Genomic DNA, 25,187 nt, shown 5'->3' with positions numbered 1-25,187 from the left:
GTAACGTAACGTCCGAAACAAAATGTTCTCGATTTCGAGCTTTAAAAGCCTTTAATTTCCGACATACGCAACAAATCAACGGCCAGCGTTTTCTCTTTGCCATGCTTTGAACAGATTGCGAATTGCTGCTACCACAGCCCACCGCGGGTGGGCCTGGCAACTGGAACAGATGTGAACGAACATCGCTGCGCGTGCATACAAGCACACCCGAGTGCGCACGATGTTGAAGGAAGTGTCAGGGAGAAAAGAGGGCCTGAAGCTGAGCCACAGCCTCAGGAAATAACACGATGGATACTGCGAAACCTTACTTAGATTTTCATTTCCAGATAAGTGTAGATGTAGTTCGAACCGCCATTCACATCACCCAACAGTCGGGATGATCCAAAAATCCCCGAGCGATGCGAGACGCCGAGACCGATATAGGACTCTTTCAAGCGTTGCGAGCCGATCAAATCCCCCAGGCTGACGTCTATCGTCGGATCAAGATAATTCAACAAGCGCGAAGTGGGTCGATCCCGTGCCGCCTGGCTGCTCACCTCCGTATAAGGAACGCGGTTGGCAAATGAAACACCCAGCCCCCAGCCAAGCCGGGTCTTGACCTTGTGATTCCATGGCAGCCCATAGTAATAAGCCTTCATGAACAAATCAGCCTGGACACCGTTCGCCTGCAGGTTGCGATCATTGTGATAAACCAGGCCGGCATAACCGACAAAGTCGAGCGGCCAGCCATTCAGCTTCTCAATGAAAGGCTTACCGATATGTACGCCGGTGATGCTGGTCGGATTTACCTTATCCAGGTCGGCGCATTTGAAAGTCAGGATACGCGCCAAATGACAACCGTCATCGGCCGCGCGACCATACAGGACACGCACATAGGTCGGGGTCTTTTCATCCGCCCACATTTTTTTGTAACTACCGAAATCATAAGCCGCACCGACAAAGAAAGATGGTTGCAAACCGCGGCGCACTATCGGACTGTCCTGAACCTTGCCATCGAAGGAGGTGACTGAAGCACCGGCCAACAAGCGCCAGCGCTCGGTCAAATCGTAGGTGCCATACAGATTCACGGACACATTGGTGCCCGCATCCGGCGCGTAAGCAGGACGGCCGGCAATGGCTTCATTCGCACGCACGCCATAATAATAATTATTGAGCTTGGCATCACGCATCGAAATATTCAGGCTGGGGCGCAAGGACAAACGCCCGGAGCGCCAGTCATACGCATACTCCAGCGCCAGCTCGGTACCGTTCGACGTGTTGCTCACGTCATGCATGATGGATGCATATAAGGTGCCCCAGGGCTGCTCATAGCGATACGTGAATCCGAGATCGACGCCGGTACTGCGCACTTCCATACCGTCCAGCGATGAAACCTTGCCCGCTTCGGGAAAGCCCTCCAGACGCCGTTTGAAATACACATCAAAGCGCTGTTCCGTGTTCGGCACAAACTTGATGCCGATGCGATTTGCCTGCATCGAAACATGTTCGCCCTCGTATAGATAAAGCGGCAGCAAATCCTGCCTGGTACCGCCACCTACATAGGGAGAACTTTCAAAGCGCGTCACAAAACCAAGCCCGGCACCGCCTGGCTCGGTAATCAAATCACTGAACGGGCTGGCAGCGGTCTGCGCCTGCGCACTCCACGCTGCGGATAATCCAAGCACGGAGAGCGCAATGTTGCGCAGTGTTTTACTACGGTGCGGGGAAAATGACAGCATCAATATTTCTCACTTCATTAGTTATATTTGAATTCCAACGCCAGGCATGCATCACCCCAATCCAGGCGCAGTATCTCTCCGCGCTTATGCCTGTGTACCGCGCATTCTCGTCGAGCGCAAGGTCAACCAGGAGATAAACAGGGCCAGCAACGCACATCCCGCAATACCAGCCACCATGGGTCGTGCGCTACCGTCAACAAAGAGACCGGTAATCGCCATCACAGCCGCACCGGTCACAAATTGCAAGGTCCCCATCAAGGCGGAAGCGGTACCGGCTATCGTGCCGTGCTCTTCCAATGCAAGCACGGTCGTGGTCGGTATCACCAGGCCGAGGAAGCCGAAACCAACAAATAACATGACCAGCATGACATCCAGACGTTCAATGCCAATCAGATTAATCACCAACAACGTCGTCATCACCAGTGCATAAGCGCTTACCGCCACCTTCACTACCGGCACCAAACCAAACCGCGCACTCAGGCGCCCGGTGAATTGCGAGACCCCAATGAAGGAAGCCGCATTCGCTGCAAAAGCGATACTGTACTGGCGCGGAGTGAGTCCGTAATGATCGATCAGGATGAAAGAAGAATTCGCCAGATAAGCAAAGAAACTGGAAATACCAAATGCACCTATGAATACCAGGCCGAGGAAGTGCGGCTCGCGCAGCAATAAGCTATACGCTCTGAGCGCACTACGTACACTGCTATCCACGCGCTGCTCACGCGGGCGCGTCTCGGCCTGGCTGGTCGCCAGTAGTATCAACGCCAGTACGGCAGCGACCGTCACCGCCCAAAACACACTGCGCCAGCCCCACAATTCAATCAGCAAGCTACCCGACAACGGTGCAAGGATGGGCGAGACGCTAAAGACCAGCATCAACAAAGACATCAGGCGCGCCGCATCATTGCCGGTGTGCAGGTCGCGCACCACCGCGCGCGGGATCACCATGCCGGCGCTCGCGCCCAGGCCCTGCAGGAAGCGCAACACAATCAGGGTTTCTATATCCGGCGCCATTGCACAACCCACACTGCATACGGCAAACAATGCCAGGCCGAAATACAGTGGTGGCTTGCGTCCCACCATATCCGAAATCGGGCCGTAAATAATCTGGCCTATACCCAGTGAGATGAAAAAGGCCATCAGGCTGGCCTGTACCGCGCTCATGGACACACCCAGCGTCTGGCCGATCGATGGCAAAGCCGGCAAATACATATCGATGGCGAACGGACCAATGGCGGACAATAAGCCGAGCACCAACGCATTTTTCAGGAAAGGCGTATTCATTAATTAATCTACTCAGGAAAAGAGGACTTACCAACCCCGAAGCCATGCCGGGGTCAATTGAGCTGTGCTGCCTGGGGAGAGTGGGAGGAAAAATTTACTCAGACGCAACAAGCATGCCGCAAGGAAAAACGGAACCACAATGGTTCCGTCGAAATCTGCGCGAAACTAAGGCAGATGATATCTCATACACACTGCAAATTCCATGCAAAACGCCGGGTCCGGTGATTTTTTAGAAATGCCATTAAGCAAACACAATCGGTGCGTGACGTGTATGCGGTCTGTCCAGATCACATGTACCAGCGCACCGATCACTGTAAGTGCCCCACTCGTTTTATTGCCGCATCCCGATCGCCAGGCGATTGAATGCGCTCATCAGGGCAATGGCAAAACTCAAGTCGGCAATTTCAACATCCGTGAAATGTGCCTTCAAGGGTTCGAAATCTTCATCCGGCGCGTGGGTTTTGTCGACATGCGTAAGCGACTCGGTCCACGCCAGTGCCGCAGCTTCACGCTCGGTGAAAAGCGCGCTCACGCGCCATCCGGCCAGGCTATCCAGCTTCGCATCCTTCATGCCATCGGCACGTAGTGCTTTCGCATGCATTTCCAAGCAAAAAGCACAGCCATTGATTTGCGACATGCGTAACCAGACCAGTTCAATCAATTGCTTGCCCAGGCTGCTCTTTTCCAGCGCCTTTTTCGTCGCGGCGAAGCCCTGGTAAGCCTCAGGGGAAAGGGTCCAGTAGGATAAACGAAGGGTACTCATGGTCAATCTCCGGTAAGTAAGAAGGTATTCAACGCTCACATGCGGCACATGATGCTCATGTGGAATCTGTGTTGCATAACCAATACTGTAAAAGAACCATGCCCCATGGAACAGGTGCAAGAATTGAAGAAACTAATGGGACATTGCTTAAGGGATGTGCAAGGCGGGAAAGATGCAGGCCCAAGCGGGGCCAAGATTTGTGCAGGCATAAAAAAATGCGAAGCCCGGAGAGCTTCGCATTTTTATTGATACATTCAGTACAGGCAGATATTAAAGCGGTAATTCGGCAAATCCCTTCAGCATTCGATCACATTGACTGCAAGGCCGCCGCGTGATGTCTCCTTGTACTTCGTCTTCATATCCGCGCCGGTCTCGCGCATGGTTTTAATCACATTATCAAGCGACACAAAATGACGCCCGTCACCGTGCAAGGACATGCGCACTGCATTGATGGCTTTGACCGACCCCATTGCATTACGCTCGATACAGGGAACCTGCACCAGTCCGCCTATCGGATCGCAGGTCAGGCCGAGGTTGTGCTCCATGCCGATTTCAGCTGCGTTTTCCACCTGCTCCGGCGTGCCGCCCATCACTTCAGCCAAGCCTCCTGCCGCCATCGAACATGCCACCCCGACTTCGCCCTGGCACCCGACTTCCGCCCCGGAAATCGAGGCGTTCTCTTTGTACAGAATGCCGATCGCCGCTGCCGTCAGCAAAAATCGTACGATGCCATCGTCATTCGCTCCCGGCACAAAGCGATGGTAGTAGTGCAGGACCGCCGGAATAATGCCGGCCGCGCCATTGGTCGGCGCGGTGACGACACGGCCACCCGTGGCATTTTCTTCATTCACCGCGAGCGCGAATAAATTGACCCAATCGAGAGTGGTCAGGGGATCACTCACACCGCCTTCCGCCTGCGTCAACAGCCTCCGATGCAAGGCAGCGGCACGGCGTCGCACCTGCATAGGCCCGGGCAAGGTACCTTCCTGTTCGCAACCGCGTGCGACACATTGCTGCATCACATGCCAGATTTTTAGCAGGCCACTGCGAATCTCTTCTTCGGAACGCCAAACTTTTTCGTTCTCCATCATCAGTTGGCTAATCGAGATATTGTTGGCTGCACAAAGCCTCAACAGGTCTGCGCCACTATGGAATGGATAAGGCTGATTCGTGCTGTCTGGCACGAGACGGTCTTGTGCGGCAGCGTTTTCATTGACGACAAAGCCGCCACCGACCGAGTAATACACTTTGCTGGCGAGTTCAGCCTGATGCTCATCGTAGGCGGTGAAACGCATGCCGTTGGAGTGATACGGCAATATGCGCCGGCGATAAAACAGCAAGTGTTCCTTCTCAATGAAACCGACTTCCCGCTCCCCCAGCAACTTGATACTGGCGCTGCGGCGGATCTGGGCAAGCTTGGCCTCAATCGTGTCGATATCGACGAGATCGGGAGCTTCGCCCAGCAGCCCGAGCAGCACCGCCTTATCGCTGCCATGACCTTTTCCGGTCGCACCCAGTGAGCCAAACAACTCGGCCTTGATACCATGCGTGGAATCCAGCAGGCCGTTCTCTTTCAAACCGTTGGCAAAGGTAGCTGCCGCCCGCATCGGCCCCACTGTATGGGAGCTGGACGGACCTATGCCTATCTTAAACAGTTCGAATACGCTGATTGCCATGCTGTTTCCTTCTCAAGTGAAGTAATTACGCGGCAACTGCAGCTGTTACACCGGCATCTACAGTCTTGCTGCCAGTGCCCATCGCATCGCGCACCAGTTCGATCCAGAACGACGCCCCGAGTTCGATGGTATCGTCATTGAAATCATAATGCGGATTGTGCAAAGGGATCGTTTCGTCGCGATCAACGCCCATCCATATATAGGCACCCGGCTTGCTGTTGAGCATAAAGGAAAAGTCTTCGGATGCCATCGACGGCACACAATCCCAATCGACTTTATCTTTCCCAACCACCGCACTCGCGGCGCGTATGGCGATATCGGTTTCATTATGAGAATTAATCGTCGCCGGATAGGCATAACGGTAAGACACCGTTGCGCTTGCACCGTTGGATTGCGCAATGCCGCTGCTAATCTCTGTCAGCAGATCATGAATACGACGCTGGGTGCTCGCGGAAAAGCAACGCACGGTGCCACGGATGACGGCGGTTTCGGGCAATACATTCCAGGCTTCACCACCGTGGATTTGAGTGACACTGACAACCGCCGTCTCCTGTGGGGGTAAGCGGCGGCTAACGATGGTTTGTAGGGCCAGCACCAACTGGCTGGCACAAACCAGCGAATCGACGCTGCGCTCCGGCATCGCTGCGTGGCTGCCGACACCTTGAATCGTGATTTCAAATGTATCGAAAGATGCCATCATCGGCCCGTGATTGATGGCAAAACGCCCCATCGGCACGCCAGGCCAGTTATGCATGCCAAACACCATGTCGCATGGAAAACGCTCAAACAAGCCGTCTTCGATCATGACGCGGCCGCCACCAGCGGCTTCTTCAGCCGGTTGAAATATGAAGTTAATCGTGCCTGCCCACTCAGTATTCTTGCTGAGTGCCACTGCGGCACCGAGCAACATTGCGGTATGACCGTCGTGGCCACAGGCGTGCATCTTCCCTTCGTGGCGAGACTTATGGGCAAAGTCGTTTTTTTCAGATAAAGGGAGCGCATCCATGTCGGCGCGCAAACCGATTTTTGGTCCGTCACCACGCTTCAGCGTTCCTACTACACCGGTACGACCGATACCCTCTTCCACCGCGATACCGTTTTCACGTAATACCGAGGCAACCAGCTGAGCAGTTGAAACTTCTTCGAAAGCCAGTTCCGGAGAGGCATGAAAAGTGTGTCGCCACTTAATCATGTCTGAGATGAGATTCTTATCCAGAGACATTTTTTACCTTTTCTTCAATCTATTTTCAGTGGTGGAAAAACTGCGCGATCACGGTGGCACCGAGGAAGGTTCCTGCATTCGCTGCGAAAGAGACCACGACGATACGCCAGCCGAGACGGCGAAACGCCGGAATATCCTTGGCGATGGAAAGACCCGCAAAAGTCAGCATAGGCGTAATAAATGCGAGGAAACTAATCTTGCCAGTCAACTCTGCAATCTGCGTCGCCCAGGGACAGATAGGAGCGGTCAGCAGCATGGCGATAAGCGACACCCAACAGACAGCGGGGATTTTCTTACCGATGAATTTATTCGCCAACACGCCGACCATCACTGCCAATAAGACAATCAACATCCCCGGCAACGCTGCAAGCGGATTACTGCCATGGGCGATCCAGTCACCAATCAGGGTCAATCCGCCGGACAGTACCCAGGCGAAACAGATACCGACAGGACCGAGTACGCCACCGTGATCTACGACATGCTCAACAGCGCTTTCTTTTTGCGTAACGGATGCTGTGGTGGTGCGACCAAGAATCGGCTCCAGCACGCGATATCCCCACACTGCCAGTGGCAGCGAGATGAACAACGTGAAATAGGTACCGATGGTGGTGGTGATCAGATTGCTCGCCGCAGCAAAGGTCATGACTTGCTTGGCCATCTCCGGTGTTTGTTGCGCGGCGATAGCGCCCGACGCGGCTGCCATCATGCTGCCGGAACCTACGCCGGAACCCATAGCCAGGGCAACCGGATGGAAAATATTCAAACTGGCGATGAAACCTGCCAACACTGCGATGAATAGCGCGCCAAACACCGTGCCGGTCAGGTATTCCGCCAATACCCCACGCCCCTCGGGAGAATCCATGCCGTACTTTTCACCGATGATGGCCAAGCTCGGTTCACGCCCGACGGAAAACGTCGCACCGATAGCCTCACGCTTGATGCCCAGCAGCAAAGCCAGGGGCAAACCAATCAGGATCGTGCCGACAAAATGACCGAATTCCTGGAACACCAAAGCCCAGCCCGATTCCGCGATCTGCGGCAAGGAGGTACCAACCAGCAATCCGAGCTTGGCGACAAACAGCAACAGCGCCGGCTGCAGAATTTTCGCCGCATCAAATTGCATCACGGTGTCGATACGCATAGGCGCAGGGAGCAGGTTTTTGGACAAACCCAATATGGCGCCAATCAGCAGGGCCCAAATCATAGGCAATAAGACCACCTTGCCGGGGCCGATATTGAAGGTAAAGGAACCGATCAACTCGGCAATGACCAAAATAATGGCCGCGCAAACATACAATTTCACAAAGCGGGGAAGACTGTTGCCGCCCGGCGTACCACCTACTTCAATTGCTTTTTCCATCGTCCCGCCTCTTAATTTTTTCTAAAAAAGATTGCATTAGCCCCTCTGAGCAGGCGCTGATTAAGCCGAGATTCTGATCTATAATGAATTGCAATGGATCATCAAATCCATTCTAATTATTAGAATGCGAAAGTCGACGGTATGTACGAAACACTGAATGAAGCACGTCTTGTTTATCTGTTCGAGTCGATCCAGCGTGGCACCATGCGCGCGGCCGCAGATGCACTCAACATAGCGCCGTCGGCAGTAAGCCGGCAAGTCGCGCTGCTCGAAGAAGAACTCGGGATAGCCCTCATTGAACGTCACACAAGAGGCATCAAGCCGACTGAAGCAGGCAGGCTCTTGTCGCAATATTTCCGTGAACAGCACTCCCATAAAGCAGATGTCCTGGCTGAACTGCAAGAACTCCGCGGCCTGCGGAAGGGCACTATTCGCATTGTCCTGGGGGAAGGATTTGTGTCCGACATGATGGCCGGGCCATTGGCGAAATTTGGCGCGGACTATAAGGATATTTCAGTCGTGCTCGATGTCGGCGGCACCAATGAGATCATGCGCAGGGTCAGCGAAGATGAGGCCGATATGGGCCTGATTATGAACCCGCCTCCCGACAATAAGATCGTCTCACGCAAGTACAGCCGGCAACCGATCTACGCCGTGGTCGGCCCGGATTTCCCCTTATTGCACAAGCCAGGCCCGTTTGAAATCAAGGACTTCCTGCCGTATCCGATGGCGCTTAATCACACGACCTTCGGCCTGCGCCAGATCCTGCAACTGGTTGAACAAACTGAACAAATCCGCCTCAGGCCCAAGCTGACGACCAATTCCTTCTACATTCTGCGGCAGTTTGTCCGCTTGCAAATGGGCGTGACTTTTTTGCCATCCTTCGTCGTTAGCAGCGAACTTGCTTCCGGAGAGTTATTCACTATTCCGGTCAAGCACCCCATCATGGAAAATGCCGAGGCGCATTTAATTACACGCAGCGGCCGCAAGCTATCAAGCGCCGCCAATAAAATGTTGCAATACATGTCGGCGCGATTAAGGTCGATGCAGTGAGTGGAGAATAAAAAAAGCCTGTCAGATATGAATCTGACAGGCTTTTTTTACTTACGGAACCAGTTACGAATTAGAACGGAATGTCGTCATCCATATCGTTGAAATTCGACGCTGCTGCCGGCTTCGCTGCCGGGCGTGCATTGCCGCCACCTGAGCTTTGGCGCGGTGCCGGTGCGCTGCTGCCGTAATCGTCATCCATACCGGCGCTAGCACCGCCTGCTCCCGGACGACCGCCCAGCATTTGCATGGTGTCGGCGATGATTTCGGTTGTGTAACGCTCAACACCGTCTTTATCGGTCCACTTACGTGTTTGCAAACGACCTTCGACATACACTGCCGAACCTTTTTTCAGGTATTGGCCGGCGATTTCAGCCAGTTTGCGATAAAAGGTAATGCGATGCCATTCGGTGATTTCTTTTTTGTCACCGCTGTTTTTATCTTTCCAGCTTTCGGTGGTTGCTACGGCAACATTGGTCACTGCTTCGCCATTCGGCATGTAACGTGTTTCGGGATCGCGTCCCAGGTTGCCGACGATGATGACTTTATTAACTGATGCCATTGCTATTTCTCCGATTAAACGACTGCAGCCTGAACCTGGCCACGGCGCGGTAAGTTTTTCATATTGGCCGCAATTATAAGCCACACGACACACAAAGCAGAGCCCAAAACAAAGACGGAAGCACCACCAACGTGCTGCGTCAGCCATCCGCCCAGAGCCCCGCCACAGAACAGGCCCAGGGCCTGCAGCGTGTTATAGACACCCAATGCCGCGCCCTTGCTGCCCGGCGGCGCGATACGCGACACCAGCGATGGTTGGCTGGCTTCGAGGATATTGAAGGCGACAAAGAAAGCCAGCAATAAACCGACCAGCCAGGTCCAGTGCACCTGCGTTTGCGACAAGACCAGCCACATGCCGACCTGGACCAGTAATAATAAAGCAATCGCTGCTACAAATACCTGTTTCGATTTGCCACGCTTTTCACCGATGAAGATAGGCGGCAACATCAGCACAAAAGAAGCAATGACGACCGGCAAGTAAATCTTCCAGTGCTCGGCCAGCGGCAATTGCGCGAACTGGATCAGCGCAGACGGTACCACGACAAACATCGCCATTTGCGTCAAATGCAGTGCAAACACACCAAAATTCAGGCGCATCAGCTCGCCATGCGCCAATATCTCGCGTATCGACACCTGCGCCGGCGGCAGGCTGGGCGCGGCCGGCACTATGTATATAACAACAAAAATTGCCAATACCGACAAAATCCCGGTCAGCGCAAAGATGCCTCCCATTCCTATCCACTCGTACAACAAGGGCGAAAGTATCAGCGAAGCGGCGAAAGTCAGGCCGATCGAGCCACCCACCATCGCCATCGCCTTGGTCCTATGCTCTTCCCTAGTCGAATCGGCGATAAAAGCCGTTACAGCAGCCGAGATCGCACCGGCCCCCTGCACCGCGCGCCCTATGATGACCCAAATAATATTATCGGCCGCGGCGGCAATGAAGGAGCCCAGCGCAAACAAGATCAATCCGATAACAATGATGCGCTTGCGGCCATATTTGTCGGAGGCAATCCCGAACGGGATTTGCCCGAAAGACTGTGTCAAACCGTAAATCCCCATGGCCAAACCGACCAGGGTTGCACTTTCGCCGCCCGGCAGGGTTTTTGCATGAACGGCAAACACCGGCAGGATCAGGAACAAGCCCAGCATCCGCAATGCAAAAATCGACGCAAGCGAAGTGCTGGCGCGGATTTCCGTGCGGGTCATGCCGGTACTGAGGTCGTTTGAGGAATCGTAGGACATGTATTACTGGAAATAGGGAATAACTGGTTTTACGGCCAGCTTTAAAACCCGCTATAGTAGCAGGTTGACCCGTTTTAACCCGCTCGCGAACCTCAAAAAGGGGCGCGGACATCGGAAAAGCCTAGCTGAAAGAGTTAATGGACGAGATTCGTATCCGAGGTGCGCGTACGCACAACCTCAAGAACATCAATCTGGATTTGCCACGCAATAAGCTGATCGTGATCACCGGCCTGTCCGGCTCCGGCAAGTCGTCGCTCGCCTTCGATACGCTGTATGCGGAAGGCCAGCGTCGTTACGTCGAATCGCTGTCGGCTTACGCACGCCAGTTTTTGCAGTTGATGGAGAAACCGGACGTCGACCTGATCGAAGGCCTGTCACCTGCCATCTCGATCGAGCAAAAAGCGACTTCGCATAATCCGCGCTCCACCGTCGGCACCGTCACCGAGATCCACGATTACCTGCGTTTGCTATATGCCCGCGTCGGTACACCATACTGCCCCGACCATCCGGAAAACCCGCTGGCCGCACAATCGGTATCGCAAATGGTCGATGCCGTGCTGGCCATGCCGGAAGACACCAAGCTGATGATCATGGCACCGGTGGTGGCGAATCGCAAAGGCGAGCACGTCGACCTGTTCGAACAGATGCAGGCGCAAGGCTTCGTACGTTTCCGCGTGCAGAGCGGCACCAATAATGCGCACATCTACGATGTCGACGCTTTGCCGAAGCTGAAGAAAGCGGAAAAACACACGATCGATGTGGTGATTGACCGCATCAAGGTAAAAGCCGATATCAAGCAACGCCTCGCAGAAAGTTTTGAAACGGCGCTGCGCCTCGCAGAAGGCCGTGCTCTGGTTCTGGAAATGGATAGCGGCGTCGAGCATTTGTATTCAAACAAATTCGCCTGCCCGGTTTGCGGCTATTCGCTGCAGGAACTGGAGCCGCGCCTGTTCTCTTTCAATAACCCGATGGGCGCTTGCCCGGAATGCGACGGCCTCGGTCATATCGAGTTCTTCGATCCGAAACGCATCGTCGCCTTCCCCAACCTTTCCCTCGCCAGCGGCGCAGTCAAAGGCTGGGACCGACGCAATCAGTTTTACTTCCAGATGTTGTCGAACCTGGCCGAGTACTACGGCTTCGACATCGATATGCCGTTCGAAAAGCTGCCGGAAGCCGCGCAGCAAGCCGTCCTGTTCGGCTCCGGCAAGCAAAACATTCCATTCACATATGTGAATGAAAAAGGCCGCACCGTCATCCGCGAACACACCTTTGAAGGCGTGGTCAACAACCTGCAACGTCGTTATCGCGAAACCGATTCGATGGCAGTAAAGGAAGAGCTGGCCAAGTTCATCAACGAAAAAGAATGCCCAAGCTGCCAGGGCGCGCGCTTGCGTGTTGAAGCACGTAATGTGATGGTTGGCAGTGGCAAACAAAAGCGCGCGATTTTTGAAGTTGCGGCGACGCCTTTGCGCCAGACCCTGGAATTCTTTGAAACCCTGGTGCTGACCGGCGCGAAGAAAGAAATCGCCGACCGCATCATCAAGGAAATCGTCTCGCGCCTGAAATTCCTCAACAACGTCGGCCTCGACTACCTGTCGCTGGAACGCAGCGCGGACACCCTGTCCGGCGGCGAAGCACAGCGTATCCGCCTCGCCTCGCAAATCGGTTCCGGTCTGACCGGCGTCATGTATGTATTGGATGAACCGTCCATCGGTTTGCATCAGCGCGACAATGACCGACTGATCGAAACCCTCAAGCATTTGCGCGACATCGGCAATAGCGTGCTGGTGGTTGAGCATGATGAAGATGCGATCCGCTGTGCCGACTATGTAGTCGATATGGGCATAGGCGCGGGTGTGCACGGCGGCGAAGTCATCGCCGAAGGGACGTTGAAAGACATCCTGAAAAGCAAGAAGTCACTGACTGCGCAATACCTGAACGGCACGCTCGGAATTGCCGTGCCGAAAAAACGCACGCCACCAAATCCGAAGAAACAATTTGTGATTACCGGCGCCACCGGCAACAACCTGAAAAACGTCACACTGGAATTGCCGGTCGGCTTGCTGACCTGCGTAACCGGCGTCTCCGGCTCGGGCAAGTCTACACTGGTCAACGATACGCTGTACCACGCCGCTTCGCGCCACCTGTATGGCTCACAGGCCGAACCGGCACCGCATGATTCGATCAGCGGCTTCGAGCATTTCGACAAAGTCATTTCAGTCGACCAGGCCCCTATCGGTCGTACACCACGCTCGAATCCGGCCACCTATACCGGCTTGTTCACACCGATACGCGATCTGTTCGCCACGGTACCGACCTCGAAGGAACGCGGTTATTCCGCCGGGCGTTTCTCGTTCAACGTCAAGGGCGGACGTTGCGAAGCCTGCCAGGGTGATGGCGTGATCAAGGTTGAGATGCACTTCCTGCCGGACGTCTACGTCCCCTGCGACGTTTGCCACGGCAATCGCTACAACCGCGAAACGCTGGAGATCCAGTACAAGGGCAAGAACATTACCGAAGTGCTGGGCATGACGGTGGAAGAAGCACACGTCTTCTTCAAACCGGTTCCTGTCATCGCACGCAAACTGCAGACCTTGCTGGATGTCGGTCTCGGCTATATCCGCCTCGGGCAAAGTGCGACCACGCTGTCCGGCGGCGAAGCACAGCGCGTCAAACTGTCGCTGGAATTGTCGAAGCGCGATACCGGCCGTACTTTGTATATCCTGGATGAGCCGACTACCGGCCTGCACTTCCACGATATCGATTTGCTGCTGAAGGTCATACACAGGCTGCGCGACCAGGGCAATACCGTCGTCATCATTGAACACAATCTGGACGTGATCAAGACAGCCGACTGGCTGGTCGATATGGGACCGGAAGGTGGCGCCGGTGGTGGCCAGGTGATAGGCGCAGGCACACCGGAAGACCTGGCGAAGAATCCTGCCAGCTTTACCGGCAAGTATCTGGCACCGTTGCTCAAGCAAAAGAAATCGGCGGCTTAACTCCTTAAGCCGCAACAAAAAGGGCGAACCATGGTTCGCCCTTTTTTACGTCGCTACGGTTTAGTTGGGCAAGCCCATCCACAAACCAATAGGCACGAAGATCAAAGCCGCGACGTTGCCAAGCAAAACGATGGAAGCCACCTTGTCCGGCTCCTGTTTGTACTGCTCAGCCACCATGAAGCAAAACACTGCCGGCGGCAAGGAAGCGAACAGGAACATCTGGCCGCGTTGCTCAGGATTGAGGCTGAAGACGTGATCCAGCAGCCACGCAATGATCAAACCGGCGATAGGACAAACCGCAGCACCGACCAGGCCGATATGCCAGCTCTTGAGGCTGACGTCCATCATGCGCACACCCAGTGCAAACAGCATCAGCGGGATACAGGCATCGCCCAGCATCTTCATCGCCATGAATAACGGGGCCGGCAAAGGCACGTGCACAATCGCAAAGGCCATACCGATGATCATCGAAATCATCATCGGATTGGCGAGGAATTTCCACGGTGAGACATGTACGCCGTCATGGCCCTTGCGACCACTCTCAATGATTTTGATACCAACCGAGAAGTAGACCAGGTTGCACGCCATGAACAGGGCCACAGCCGAACCGAGTGCCGATGCACCAAACGCCAGCATCGCCAGCGGCAAACCCATATTGCCGCAATTGTTATACATCATCGGCGGCACGAAGCTGCGCACGTCGTAACCGAACATGCGGGCCACCGGCCACGCAAGCAAACCCGACCCCAGCGAAATCAATGCACCGGCCAGGATCAGTGTGCCGTTGTGCGCGAGGTCGAAATCCTTGGCCGCCAATGCGGTAAATACCAGTAAGGGACACAGCACATCCATGCTGACGCGGTTGACGGCTGTCATATCGGAACGCACGGACTCTCCACGCAGGCGGGCATAACCGTAGCCGAGCGCGATGATGATAAAAACCGGCAAAATAATGCCGAGGATGCGTTCAAATATTTCCATTTTTTCCAACTGTCATGATTTACATGAAAAATGCCGGAATGGATTGCTCCAGCTCCGGCAACATCCTGCAAAGCTTACTGCAAAATCTATTTTTCCTGACTTGCATAATTTTCACGTGCCGCGTCAGACTTAACGAAACGTTCCACATTATCCAATACCGGCGCCAAACCGCGTAGTGGCCAGGCCATTGCAGCAATCAGGGTGGCGTGGCTGGTACGATCAAAGTACAACTCGGTCACGGCCACGCCCGAAGCACGCAACTTGGTCGCCATGCCACCGGTATTACGCACTGCATTAACTATCTTGTCATCGTGCGACGCAATCAATAGCGCCGGCGGTGCGGCGCGCGTGACATGGTTGATCGGTTGCGACTCTGGCGGCGTGTCCGGAAAAAAGAATACCGGCTTTACATCCGGGTTTTCGATCGGGATAAAGTCATACGGCCCGGCCAATCCGATCCAGCCGCGCAAGATGACGGGCGTCAATCCCTGTTTGGCCAGCCAGCGCTGGTCCAGCGCAACCATCGCCGCATTGTAGGCACCGGCGCTATGTCCCATCACGAACAACCGTTTGGAATCACCGCCAAAACGCTGGATATCCTTCACCGTCCAGGCCAGCGTTAGCGCCGCATCGTCGATAAAATCGGGATAGCGTACTTGCGGATACACACGGTAATCCGCCACCACCGCGATGATCCCGCGGGATGCCAGCGCTTCGCCGATAAAGGCATAGTCGGCGCGATTACCGTTATTCCAGCTGCCGCCATAAAAGAATACGACTACCGGTGCCAAACCCTGCAGACCATGCGGCACATACACATCCAGCCGCTGCCGCGCATCCGTACCGAAAGCGATGTCTGCCGTCTTATCGTAGCTACGCGAACTGGTAACTGCGTTGATAACCGTCAGCGGAGCACATCCGATCAAACCACCCAGCAGAGCGGTGGCCGTCAGGAAAACGATCGTCTTTTTCTTCATGGTCGCCAGCCTTCCTTGTTTCCAATGAGAACTGCATGAACGACCATATTGCAACTACCTGGACAAGAAAACGACCAGGGGCATCGCCAGATTTCGTTTATTGCGGCTTAGGCAAATCGTAGCGCTCGAGGAAACCGCAGCCATATACCGGCAAGAATGACGGAATCCGGTAATACAGATTCGCCACGGTCTTCAGGATACGCTCACGGTAGACATCGTATTTGAAGTCCTTGCCATCTGCATACCAGAAGGTCAGGCCATCCAACTGCATCGTATGCACCGTCACTGATGAGAAATAAGGCTCCAACTCGGCCGGATTGATTGCACGACGATCAAAGATACGGATGGTCTTGCCCGCATAGTTTTTGAAATCGATCAGCAAATCGTCCTGGCGCGCGTGGAACTTGCCCTGCCCGAATGTCGGCAAATACTCGTCGGCGTGATACGACAGCAAAGCCGCAGGCGTATAAGCACGTGCCATGATGGTAGCGCCCGGCGGCAAATCCTTGCGCAACTTGGCTACGATATTCTTCGCTTCCTTGTGGAAGATGATGTCGTCATGCAGTGCGTAATCCTTCCACATCGTGGTCGGCAACAAGATAAGGGCGGCCAGGAACAGGAAGTGCGGCACGGCAAACCATGCGGTCCATTTGGTGTACTTGCGCAAGTCTTCGGCGCTGCTGCAGGTTCCGATGAACAGGAACAGGAAAGGCATGAAACCCAATACCCAGTGCAAACCGATGGTCTTTTCCATCGACAGCAAAAGGAACAGGCTGAAAGGCACCAGGAACAACACCACAATCGCGCCACGCTGCACCATCATGCCACCCGAGCGCAGCAACTTTAAGAACACCCATGGCGTGATCAGGTAGATCATCATCAACACGTATTCGCCCACCGTGTACAGCGACCATGACGCGTTTTCATTACGGTTGATCATATTGAACATCACATTCGACCAGCAGTGATGCGCATTGAATGCGACAGTAATGGCAAACAGCGGTGCCGAGCACAAGGCGATGATAATCAGGTTCAGCCAGCCGCGACGCGAACGGCACAGATAAACGAAGTAGGCGATGGCCAGCAAACCGGCAAAGTACTTCGACAACAATGCGCAACCGAGGAAAATGCCGGCGCCGACATACCACAGCGTCTTCTCCGACATGGTGCCGCGTATGAAGCAATAACCCGATAGGAAGATAAAGAAAATCAGCGGTGTATCGGTGGTAACCAGGTTCAGCAACAACGAAAACGGCAGTACCAGGAACAAGGTTCCCAGCCAGTAAGCGACACCCTCCTGGAACGGCGAGATACGACGCAACAGATCAACCAGGCCGAGCGCGATCAGGCTCCACAATAGCACGGTAAAGAAACGCAGCGATAAAGGATGGCTGGAGAAACTGTTCAGGACAAACAGCAACCAACCGACCATAGGCGGATGATCGGAATAACCCCAATCCGGGAAAACGCCCCATTGGTAAAAGAAGGCTTCGTCGCCGGTCATCGGGAAATAGGCTGCCAGCCACAGCTTGATCAGCAGCGTAATGCCAAACGTCCACTTGAAAACCTGTCGCGCGCGTACCGGATCTGCGCCAGCGTACAGCGAACGCGTTGAATTCAAATTCATTACTCTTCCTTAATTCTTAACTCTTTACCGACAGGACAATGACACCTGTAATGATCAAGGCCACACCCAGCACCTTGTAAATACTGACGGACTCACCCAATATAAAAATCCCGGCTATCGTAGTGAGCACCACGCCCAGCGAGATTAATGGATAAGCCATACTGACTTCCAGCTTGCCCAGCACCAACAGCCACAACCCGGCGCTTGCGCCGAAACAAAACATTCCGCCCCAAATCAGCGGGCTGCCCAAGGCCAGCCAAAAAACCGAGCGCATATCGCCAGCCAGCGCCTGCTGGATTGCAGGTGTCGACATGCCCATCTTCAGCAAGACCTGCGCCATTGCCGTCAGGCACACGCAAAAAAATGCCAAGCCCAAAGCCGCGATCTGACTCATGCCAAGCCCGGCCAAGATGAAGCCAGCGCGATGCAGCCGATCACTATCGCAACCACCCAGCTGGTGCGATCAGTGATTGCAAACAGTAGTGGATCGTCATGGATTTCCATACGCGAAATTTTTAGCCATAAACGCATGATCCAGAATAGTACTACCGGCAATATCAGCCACAACCATTCTGCATGCGGATACATCTCGCCTCCGACCTGGCTGTCTATATACAAGGCCAGCAACATTACCGCGACAAAACCGCTGGCAATGCCCATCGAGATCAGGTAGGACAAATCGCTGGTACGGTAACCGCGCCCTGCCAATGACACATGGCCGTCACCACTCATAAATTCCAGTTCCGCGCAGCGCTTGACCAGTGCCAGGCTGAGGAACATAAACAGCGACACCGCCAGCAACCAGTTGGAAATCAATACATCACTGACGACGCCACCGGCCAGGATTCGGTGCGTGTACAGCGAAGCCAGTACCAATACATCAATGATCGCGACCTGCTTCAGGCGTGCCGAGTACAGCAAAGTGACAACGATGTACAAGAGCATCAAGCCGAGGTAAGCCGGATCAATCGCCGCCGCCAGCCACAAGGACAGTGGCAGCAGGATCGCAATCAGTGCGATACCGAAAGGAATGGTCAGGGTCGCCGCCGCAAAGGGCCGCGCCTGCTTGCGCGGATGGGCGCGATCCGACGCGAGGTCGAACAGGTCGTTCACGATATAGGTTGCCGACGCACACATGCCGAAAGCGACGAAAGCCAGCAAGGTCGACAGCCAGCGCTCGCCGCCCAGCTCATGCGCCGCCAGTAAAGGCACAAACAGCAATGCATTCTTCGCCCATTGATGCAGGCGCAAAGCCTTGAGTACCAGGCGCAATTTAAATGGACGGGGCGGGATGACAAGTGCCGGTGTTTTCAGTTTCTGCGCTTGTGCCGTGATAGTGGCTGACGCATTCACGACAATCATTTCCGTGGCCTGCGACCATACTGCCAGGTCAGCCGAGCTATTGCCGGCGTAAGCGAAACCACGACCAGCACTATCTTTTTCGATCGCCTGCAACTTTGCCGCAGACTTCAGGTTGGTCGCCTCGTCGCTGCCCATCACCGCAGAAAAAATACCCAGATGATCGGCCACCGCCTGCACCAGACGGTGATCGGAAGCACTGGCCAATATCAAACGACGTCCGGCCGCATGCTGTTCTCGCAAAAAAACCAGCAGATCTGCGTTGTAAGGCAATAAGGTGACATCCAGTGTGATGCGCTTGGCGATTTGCGCCTTCAGGTAGCCGCGCCCTTGCAGCAACCAAAACACACAAAGGAAAATATAGAAAGGATTGCGTTTGATCAGCAGCAGTACCGATTCAAACAGGAGGTCGGTATAAGTCAGCGTACCGTCGAGATCCACATAGAGTGGGAGCTTGGAAGTAGTAGATGCAGCAGAATACGGCGCAGCGGAATCGCGCACGACAGCGGGCGATTCTAGGGACGCATCAGGAAAACTGCTGGGGGAAATGCTCAAATCACCACCTGGGGACAAGAAATGTACTTAATCTAGGGGAAATCGCCGGCGAAAAACCACCACGACCGGAGTTCCAGCGCCACTGCCCTGCCCGCCGCATGCCATCAAGGCTTTGCTCATTGCGGGTTGGCAATTTTCCGTCTTCGGATGGATACCGTCAACCACAAACACCAAGCATCAAGACTTCAGCAGACGCGTTTCGGCCCGCGCAAGTTCCTCGGCACCGCCGCGCAGGACGATGGTATCGCCTGCCATCAGCACCATTTCCGGGCTTACCGTCAACCGTTCCTTGCCACGCCGCACGGCAGTGACTTCCACGTCCAGCTCTTGCAGGGCGGCCTCCTCCAGGGTTTTGCCCACCGCTTTGCAGGTTTCTCCCAAAGGAACCGAATGCAGGCGCACCTGCATGCTATCGGCGGTATCAGATACATCACTGCTGCCGTGGAAGAAGCCGCGTAAAGTCGCATAACGTTCACTGCGTGCCGCTTGCACCCGGTGCACTACGCGTCGCAGAGGCACGCCCAGCGTCAGCATCGCGTGCGAAGCGAGCATCAGGCTGCCCTCCATTGCTTCCGGCACCACTTCTGACGCACCTGCTGCACGCAATTTATCCAGGTCGGTATCGTCATGGCTACGCACAATCACCGGCAAATTGGGCGCCAGATCATGCATATGATGCAAAACCTTCAAGGCTGAAGGCGTACTTGCATAAGTAATGACCAGCGCTGCCGCACGATTAATACCCGCTGCCACCAGGCTTTCGCGCCGCCCGGCATCGCCGTAAGATACGAAGGCTCCGGCCGCCTGCGCCTCGTTCACCCGATCCGGATCCATATCCAGCGCCTGATAGGTAATTCCTTCGGCCTCCAGCAACTTGGCGAGGCTTTGCCCACTGCGACCGAAGCCGGCGATGATCACGTGCTGCTGCGTCGCCATGGTGCGCGTTGCAATCTGGGTCAAGGCCAATGATTGCACCATCCATTCATTCGCCGACAATTTCATCACGATGGCATCGGCTTTGGCGATGATCAGCGGTGCCGCCAGCATGGACAGCACCATGGACGCCAGTATCAGTTGCAAAATCAGCGGTTCGACCAGATTCAAGCCGCCCACCTGGTTCAACAGCACAAAGCCGAATTCACCGGCTTGCGCCAGGGCCAGGCCGGTACGCAAAGCCACACCGACCGGCGCACCGAAACACCTTGCCAGAAAAGCAATCAAACCAAATTTCAACAAAACCACGCCGCTCAATAGCAATAAAACCAGCCACCAGTGCTCGAGCACCAGTCGCACATTCAACAACATGCCGATCGTAATGAAGAACAAGCCGAGCAAGACGTCGCGGAAGGATTTGATGTCCTCTTCCACCTGGTGCTTGTATTCAGTCTCGGAAATCAGCATGCCGGCGACAAAAGCGCCCAAAGCCAGCGACAAACCGGCCATTTCAGTAATCCAGGCGGCACCCAGCGTGATCAGCAACAGGTTCAGCATGAACAATTCCTGAGACCGACGCTTGACGACGATACGGAACCAGCTGCGAATTAATTTATGCCCGATGAACAACAGGAGGAACAACACGATCACGGCCTTCAGTGCGGCCCACAACAAGGTCGTACCAAGGTCGCCGCGCGGATTTGCCAGCGCCGGGATCAGGATCAGCAAAGGCACCACCGCCAGGTCCTGGAACAGCAAAATACCGATAATCCGGCGCCCGTGCTGGCTTTCCAGCTCCAGGCGCTCTGTCAGCAGCTTGGAAACAATCGCAGTGGATGACATGGCCAGGGCGCCACCTATGGCCAATGCCGCTTGCCAGCTGATGGCACTCAGCCGTGTGGAAAAATGCGCTACCAGCCAGCCAAACACCATGGTGGCACCTATGGTCAGCATGACCTGCGCCATGCCGAGACCGAATACGGTACGCCGCATGGCAAGCAATTTGGAGAGGGAGAACTCGAGGCCGATCGAAAACATCAGGAAGACCACGCCAAACTCGCCCAGGGCATGGGTCGTGGCATTATCTTCGGCCCAGCCGAGCGCATACGGACCGATCAAAATCCCCACCACCAGGTAACCCAGCATCGGCGGCAAGTGCATCATGCGGAAGGCCACCACGCCCAATACCGCAGCCGCAAGCAAGAGTAGCGTAAGTTCTAATGGGGAAAGCATAGTGAGGAAACGACTGAAGTAAGGTGCTGGTTTGGTGACAAATCGGAACAGAACTATCAAACCACACTTTTGTTACGTCTGGCAGGTTTTTTGCTTTAGGAATTCGTTTATACTTTCGAGCATGAGTGTATCCCATGCCCCAAACCCACCGGCAACTTTTGATGCCCAAAGCACCGCGCGCGCCTTGCAATTTGCTTGCGACACGCTGCAAATCGAAGCAGACGCCATCCTCGCACTAAAAGAACGCATCACCAGCAAGACCAGCCAACAATTCATCCAGGCCGTCACCCTGCTGTTGAATTGCAAAGGCCGGGTGGTGGTATCCGGCATCGGCAAATCCGGGCATATCGCACGCAAAATAGCATCAACACTGGCTTCGACCGGTACGCCGGCCTTCTTCGTGCACGCGGCGGAAGCATCGCATGGCGACCTTGGCATGATTACCGCCGACGATGTCCTGATCGGAATCTCTTATTCTGGCGAAGCCGGCGAATTACTCGGCATCGTGCCGACCATCAAACGCATGGGCGCACGCCTGATTACCATTACCGGCAACGACGCTTCCAACCTGGCGATACAGGCTGACGTTCATTTGAACGTCCATATCGACAAGGAAGCCTGCCCGCTCAACCTGGCACCGACCGCCAGCACCACCGCCACCCTAGCACTCGGCGATGCGCTCGCCGTGGCGCTGCTGGATGCGCGCGGTTTTGGCGAAGAAGATTTCGCCCGCTCGCATCCGGGCGGTGCCCTCGGTCGTCGTTTGTTGACACATGTACGCGATGTAATGCGCACCGGCGAAGCCATCCCTACCGTTGCCAAGGACGCGACGCTGTACGCTGCGCTGCTGGAAAGCAGCAAGAAAGGCATGGCGATGACTGCGGTAGTCGATGCTGAAGGCCGTGCCATTGGCGTGTTTACCGATGGCGACTTACGCCGCCTGATTGAAACCCAGCAGGATTTCTCCAAGCTCTCGATTGCTGAAGTCATGCACGCGAATCCACGCAGCGTTCATCCGGATCAATTGGCGGTCGCCGCGGTTGATATGATGGAAACCTATCGCATCAACCAGTTGCTGGTCACCGATGCCGGCGGCAAACTGGTCGGCGCATTGCACATCCATGACCTGACGCGTGCGAAAGTAATTTGATGAGCGCGCCCAAGGACACCGTCGCCAGCCAACGTGCCGCCAATGTGCGGCTGATGATTTTTGACGTGGACGGCATACTGACCGATGGCAGCCTGCACTTTGGTCCGGAAGGCGAAATCAGCAAGACCTTCAATGTGCTCGACGGGCATGGCATCAAATTACTGCAGCAATCCGGTGTCTCGACCGCGATCATCAGCGCACGCCAGTCACCTATCGTGCTGCGCCGTGCCAGCGATCTCGGCATACACCATGTGTTCCAGGGCATACACGACAAACGCAGCGCCTTTGAACAGCTGTTAACACAAACGAATACCACGGCAGACGCCTGCGGCTTCATCGGCGACGACGTCATCGATTTGCCGATTCTGATGCGCGTCGGCTTTGCCGCCAGCGTGCCGAACGCCCATGCAGAAGTACGTTCACGCGTGCATTATGTGACCCAGGCTGGCGGCGGCCGCGGAGCAGCACGCGAACTATGTGACTTCATCCTGCGCGCGCAAGGCAACTACGAGGCGGCACTGGCGCCGTATCTTGCATGAAAGCGCTGCGCCCCACCAACACCGTGCGCCTGGTCGTACTGATTGCACTCAGTGCGGCATTGGCATTCGGCAGTTTCTGGCTGGTCGAAGTCATGCGTCGCCAAACCGACGAAACACTGCCGGCCAAACAACGCAGCGAACCTGACTTCTATGCAGAAAAATTCAATTTTGTCCGTATGGGCAAGGATGGCACTGCACGCTATAACCTGACCGGCACCGAGATGAAGCATTACCCACTGGATAATTCCTACCAGATCCAGAAGCCGGTCATGTACAGCTTCAGCAAGGGGCGACAACCGATGGTCAGCCGCTCGGAGCGCGCCCTGGTGGAAAAGGACAATACCGAAGTGCATATGTATGACAACGTCCTGATCGACCGGCCACCGGCAGCGGGCTCACAGCACTTCCAGCTCAAGACCTCGTACCTGCTGATCCTGCCGGATGATGAGATCATGAAGACGCCCAAGCATGTCGATATCAAAGTCGGCACATCGACATTGAACGGCAGCGGTATGTTCGCCAATAATGCAACCGGCGAATTCAATTTATCCAGCAATGTTAATGCGCAGTATCAAGCCGCACATCCGCGCTAAGCGCATAGACGATTTTTATCCGACGCATTCATTTAGAGAACTTTCATGAAACGCTTCCTTTCCGTACTTCTGGTTCTCTGCGGCTTGGGCACAACGGTCGGCTCCTTTGCCGAAAAGGCCGATGCCACCAAGCCCACCAATGTCGAAGCCAATAAAATGGAATACGACGACATCAAGCAGATCAACACCTTCACCGGCAATGTCGTGTTAACCCGCGGCACCATCCTGATGAAAGCCAACAAGATGGTGGTCAAGCAAGACCCGGCCGGCTATCAATTCATCACGCTATACGGCTCCTCCGATACGCTGGCTAACTTCAAGCAAAAGCGCGATGGCGGTCCGGACCAATGGATAGAAGGCCAGGCTGAACGCATTGAATACGATGACAAGGCCGAAATCATGAAGTTGTTTTCCAAGGCCCGCATGCGTCGCCTGGAAAACGGCAAGCCCACCGATGAAGTCGAAGGCGAATTCATCTCCTACGACACACGCGCTGAATTCTTTACCGTACATAACACGTCAAGCGGCGACAGCAAACAAGGTGCCGGCCGCATCAAGGCCGTAATCCAACCGCGTGCCGCAGATACAAAGGCAAAATAAGATGTCTAGCAAGCTGATCGTTAACGGACTCCAGAAAAGCTATGGCGCGCGCCAGGTTGTGCGCGATGTCGCATTGCAAGTTGAAAGCGGCGAAGTGATCGGTTTGCTCGGCCCTAACGGCGCCGGCAAGACCACTTCCTTCTACATGATCGTGGGCCTGGTACCGTCTGATGCCGGCCGCATCGAACTGGATGGCGTCGACATCTCGCGCCTGCCTATCCACAAGCGCGCACAACTCGGCCTGTCCTACCTGCCGCAGGAAGCATCGGTCTTCCGCAAGCTCAGCGTCGAAGACAATATCCGCGCTGTGCTTGAATTGCAGCGCGTCAACGGCAAGGCATTGAACTCGTCGCAACTGGAACAGCGCCTGGACACCTTGCTGGCCGATTTGCAAATTGAAAAGCTGCGCGAAAACCAGGCGATGTCGCTATCCGGTGGTGAACGCCGCCGGGTCGAAATTGCCCGTGCATTGGCGACCAATCCGCGTTTCGTCCTGCTCGATGAACCGTTTGCAGGTGTCGACCCTATCGCGGTGATTGAAATCCAGCGCATTGTGCGTTTCCTCAAAGAACGTGGCATCGGCGTGCTGATCACCGATCACAATGTGCGCGAAACACTGGGCATCTGCGATCGCGCTTACATCATTAACCAGGGTGCGGTATTGGCCAGCGGACGACCGGACGACATCATCGCCAATGAATCGGTACGGCGCGTCTACTTAGGTGAACATTTCCGCATGTAAGCGGAAGAAAAAACATC

21 protein-coding genes are annotated in these 25,187 nt (G+C 54.9%); 7 read left to right on the top strand and 14 right to left on the bottom strand.

Going from position 1 to position 25,187, the window contains the following annotated elements:
* Positions 1-308: 308 nt before the first annotated feature.
* The 6 genes from ACFQPC_RS13925 to ACFQPC_RS13900 form a co-directional block, all read right to left on the bottom strand.
* The gene (locus tag ACFQPC_RS13925) at positions 309-1,718 is read right to left on the bottom strand and encodes a MipA/OmpV family protein (protein ID WP_382272482.1); all 1,410 of its coding nucleotides are present in this window, start codon (positions 1,716-1,718) and stop codon (positions 309-311) included.
* Between the two features lie 84 nt (positions 1,719-1,802).
* On the bottom strand, positions 1,803-3,002 hold the full coding sequence (locus tag ACFQPC_RS13920) for a multidrug effflux MFS transporter (protein ID WP_382272481.1): 1,200 nt from the start codon (positions 3,000-3,002) through the stop codon (positions 1,803-1,805).
* A 331-nt stretch (positions 3,003-3,333) separates the two neighbouring features.
* Positions 3,334-3,765, bottom strand: coding sequence for a carboxymuconolactone decarboxylase family protein (locus ACFQPC_RS13915; RefSeq protein ID WP_382272480.1), 432 nt, complete (start codon positions 3,763-3,765; stop codon positions 3,334-3,336).
* 296 nt (positions 3,766-4,061) lie between these two features.
* Positions 4,062-5,441 (bottom strand): L-serine ammonia-lyase, encoded by a 1,380-nt coding sequence (locus ACFQPC_RS13910; protein WP_382272479.1) that lies wholly within the window; start codon positions 5,439-5,441, stop codon positions 4,062-4,064.
* Between the two features lie 25 nt (positions 5,442-5,466).
* Positions 5,467-6,633 (bottom strand): M20 aminoacylase family protein, encoded by a 1,167-nt coding sequence (locus tag ACFQPC_RS13905; RefSeq protein WP_382272478.1) that lies wholly within the window; start codon positions 6,631-6,633, stop codon positions 5,467-5,469.
* A gap of 55 nt (positions 6,634-6,688) precedes the next feature.
* The gene (locus tag ACFQPC_RS13900; protein ID WP_382272477.1) at positions 6,689-8,023 is read right to left on the bottom strand and encodes a DUF3100 domain-containing protein; all 1,335 of its coding nucleotides are present in this window, start codon (positions 8,021-8,023) and stop codon (positions 6,689-6,691) included.
* A gap of 141 nt (positions 8,024-8,164) precedes the next feature.
* On the opposite strand from ACFQPC_RS13900, the gene ACFQPC_RS13895 reads away from it, so the two are divergent.
* The gene (locus ACFQPC_RS13895) at positions 8,165-9,076 is read left to right on the top strand and encodes a LysR family transcriptional regulator (protein ID WP_382272476.1); all 912 of its coding nucleotides are present in this window, start codon (positions 8,165-8,167) and stop codon (positions 9,074-9,076) included.
* Between the two features lie 70 nt (positions 9,077-9,146).
* Here the strand turns inward: ACFQPC_RS13895 and ssb are convergent, their stop codons facing one another.
* Together ssb and ACFQPC_RS13885 are read right to left on the bottom strand one after the other, a co-directional pair.
* The gene (gene ssb, locus ACFQPC_RS13890; protein WP_382272475.1) at positions 9,147-9,635 is read right to left on the bottom strand and encodes a single-stranded DNA-binding protein; all 489 of its coding nucleotides are present in this window, start codon (positions 9,633-9,635) and stop codon (positions 9,147-9,149) included.
* 14 nt (positions 9,636-9,649) lie between these two features.
* Positions 9,650-10,843 carry an MFS transporter gene (locus ACFQPC_RS13885; RefSeq protein ID WP_382272948.1) on the bottom strand — a complete coding sequence of 398 codons (1,194 nt, stop codon included), beginning with the start codon at positions 10,841-10,843 and terminating at the stop codon, positions 9,650-9,652.
* Positions 10,844-11,016: 173 nt separating this feature from the next.
* On the opposite strand from ACFQPC_RS13885, the gene uvrA reads away from it, so the two are divergent.
* The gene (gene uvrA / locus ACFQPC_RS13880; RefSeq protein ID WP_382272474.1) at positions 11,017-13,881 is read left to right on the top strand and encodes an excinuclease ABC subunit UvrA; all 2,865 of its coding nucleotides are present in this window, start codon (positions 11,017-11,019) and stop codon (positions 13,879-13,881) included.
* 60 nt (positions 13,882-13,941) lie between these two features.
* On the opposite strand, the gene ACFQPC_RS13875 is transcribed toward uvrA, so the two are convergent.
* The 6 genes from ACFQPC_RS13875 to ACFQPC_RS13850 form a co-directional block, all read right to left on the bottom strand.
* On the bottom strand, positions 13,942-14,862 hold the full coding sequence (locus tag ACFQPC_RS13875; RefSeq protein ID WP_012081185.1) for an AEC family transporter: 921 nt from the start codon (positions 14,860-14,862) through the stop codon (positions 13,942-13,944).
* A gap of 86 nt (positions 14,863-14,948) precedes the next feature.
* On the bottom strand, positions 14,949-15,839 hold the full coding sequence (locus ACFQPC_RS13870) for an alpha/beta hydrolase (RefSeq protein WP_382272473.1): 891 nt from the start codon (positions 15,837-15,839) through the stop codon (positions 14,949-14,951).
* Positions 15,840-15,936: 97 nt separating this feature from the next.
* Entirely contained in the window at positions 15,937-17,466 is a 1,530-nt protein-coding gene (locus tag ACFQPC_RS13865; protein WP_382272472.1) for an ArnT family glycosyltransferase, read from the bottom strand.
* A 16-nt stretch (positions 17,467-17,482) separates the two neighbouring features.
* Positions 17,483-17,860 carry an EamA family transporter gene (locus ACFQPC_RS13860; protein WP_382272471.1) on the bottom strand — a complete coding sequence of 126 codons (378 nt, stop codon included), beginning with the start codon at positions 17,858-17,860 and terminating at the stop codon, positions 17,483-17,485.
* The gene (locus tag ACFQPC_RS13855) at positions 17,857-19,380 is read right to left on the bottom strand and encodes a UbiA family prenyltransferase (protein WP_382272470.1); all 1,524 of its coding nucleotides are present in this window, start codon (positions 19,378-19,380) and stop codon (positions 17,857-17,859) included. Before ACFQPC_RS13855 ends, ACFQPC_RS13860 begins: the two co-directional genes overlap by 4 nt.
* A 177-nt stretch (positions 19,381-19,557) precedes the next feature.
* Complete coding sequence (locus ACFQPC_RS13850) at positions 19,558-21,546, bottom strand: monovalent cation:proton antiporter family protein (protein WP_382272469.1); 1,989 nt, start codon at positions 21,544-21,546, stop codon at positions 19,558-19,560.
* 121 nt (positions 21,547-21,667) lie between these two features.
* On the opposite strand from ACFQPC_RS13850, the gene ACFQPC_RS13845 reads away from it, so the two are divergent.
* From ACFQPC_RS13845 to lptB, 5 genes are read left to right on the top strand one after another with little or no spacing between them, the layout of a single operon-like run.
* Positions 21,668-22,696 carry a KpsF/GutQ family sugar-phosphate isomerase gene (locus ACFQPC_RS13845; protein WP_382272468.1) on the top strand — a complete coding sequence of 343 codons (1,029 nt, stop codon included), beginning with the start codon at positions 21,668-21,670 and terminating at the stop codon, positions 22,694-22,696.
* A complete protein-coding gene (locus tag ACFQPC_RS13840; RefSeq protein WP_382272467.1) occupies positions 22,696-23,235 on the top strand; it encodes a KdsC family phosphatase in 540 nt (179 codons plus the stop codon). Before ACFQPC_RS13845 ends, ACFQPC_RS13840 begins: the two co-directional genes overlap by 1 nt.
* Complete coding sequence (lptC, locus tag ACFQPC_RS13835) at positions 23,232-23,828, top strand: LPS export ABC transporter periplasmic protein LptC (protein WP_382272466.1); 597 nt, start codon at positions 23,232-23,234, stop codon at positions 23,826-23,828. Before ACFQPC_RS13840 ends, lptC begins: the two co-directional genes overlap by 4 nt.
* 45 nt (positions 23,829-23,873) lie before the next feature.
* Entirely contained in the window at positions 23,874-24,428 is a 555-nt protein-coding gene (gene lptA / locus ACFQPC_RS13830; protein WP_382272465.1) for a lipopolysaccharide transport periplasmic protein LptA, read from the top strand.
* A 1-nt stretch (position 24,429) separates the two neighbouring features.
* Positions 24,430-25,170, top strand: coding sequence for an LPS export ABC transporter ATP-binding protein (gene lptB, locus ACFQPC_RS13825; RefSeq protein ID WP_382272464.1), 741 nt, complete (start codon positions 24,430-24,432; stop codon positions 25,168-25,170).
* Positions 25,171-25,187 lie beyond the last annotated feature (17 nt).

It is taken from the genome of Herminiimonas glaciei (assembly GCF_042664955.1).
Lineage (GTDB): Bacteria > Pseudomonadota > Gammaproteobacteria > Burkholderiales > Burkholderiaceae_D > Oxalicibacterium > Oxalicibacterium glaciei.
The sequence above is the reverse complement of the archived record's forward strand: the minus strand, read 5'-3'. Positions and strand labels throughout refer to the sequence as shown.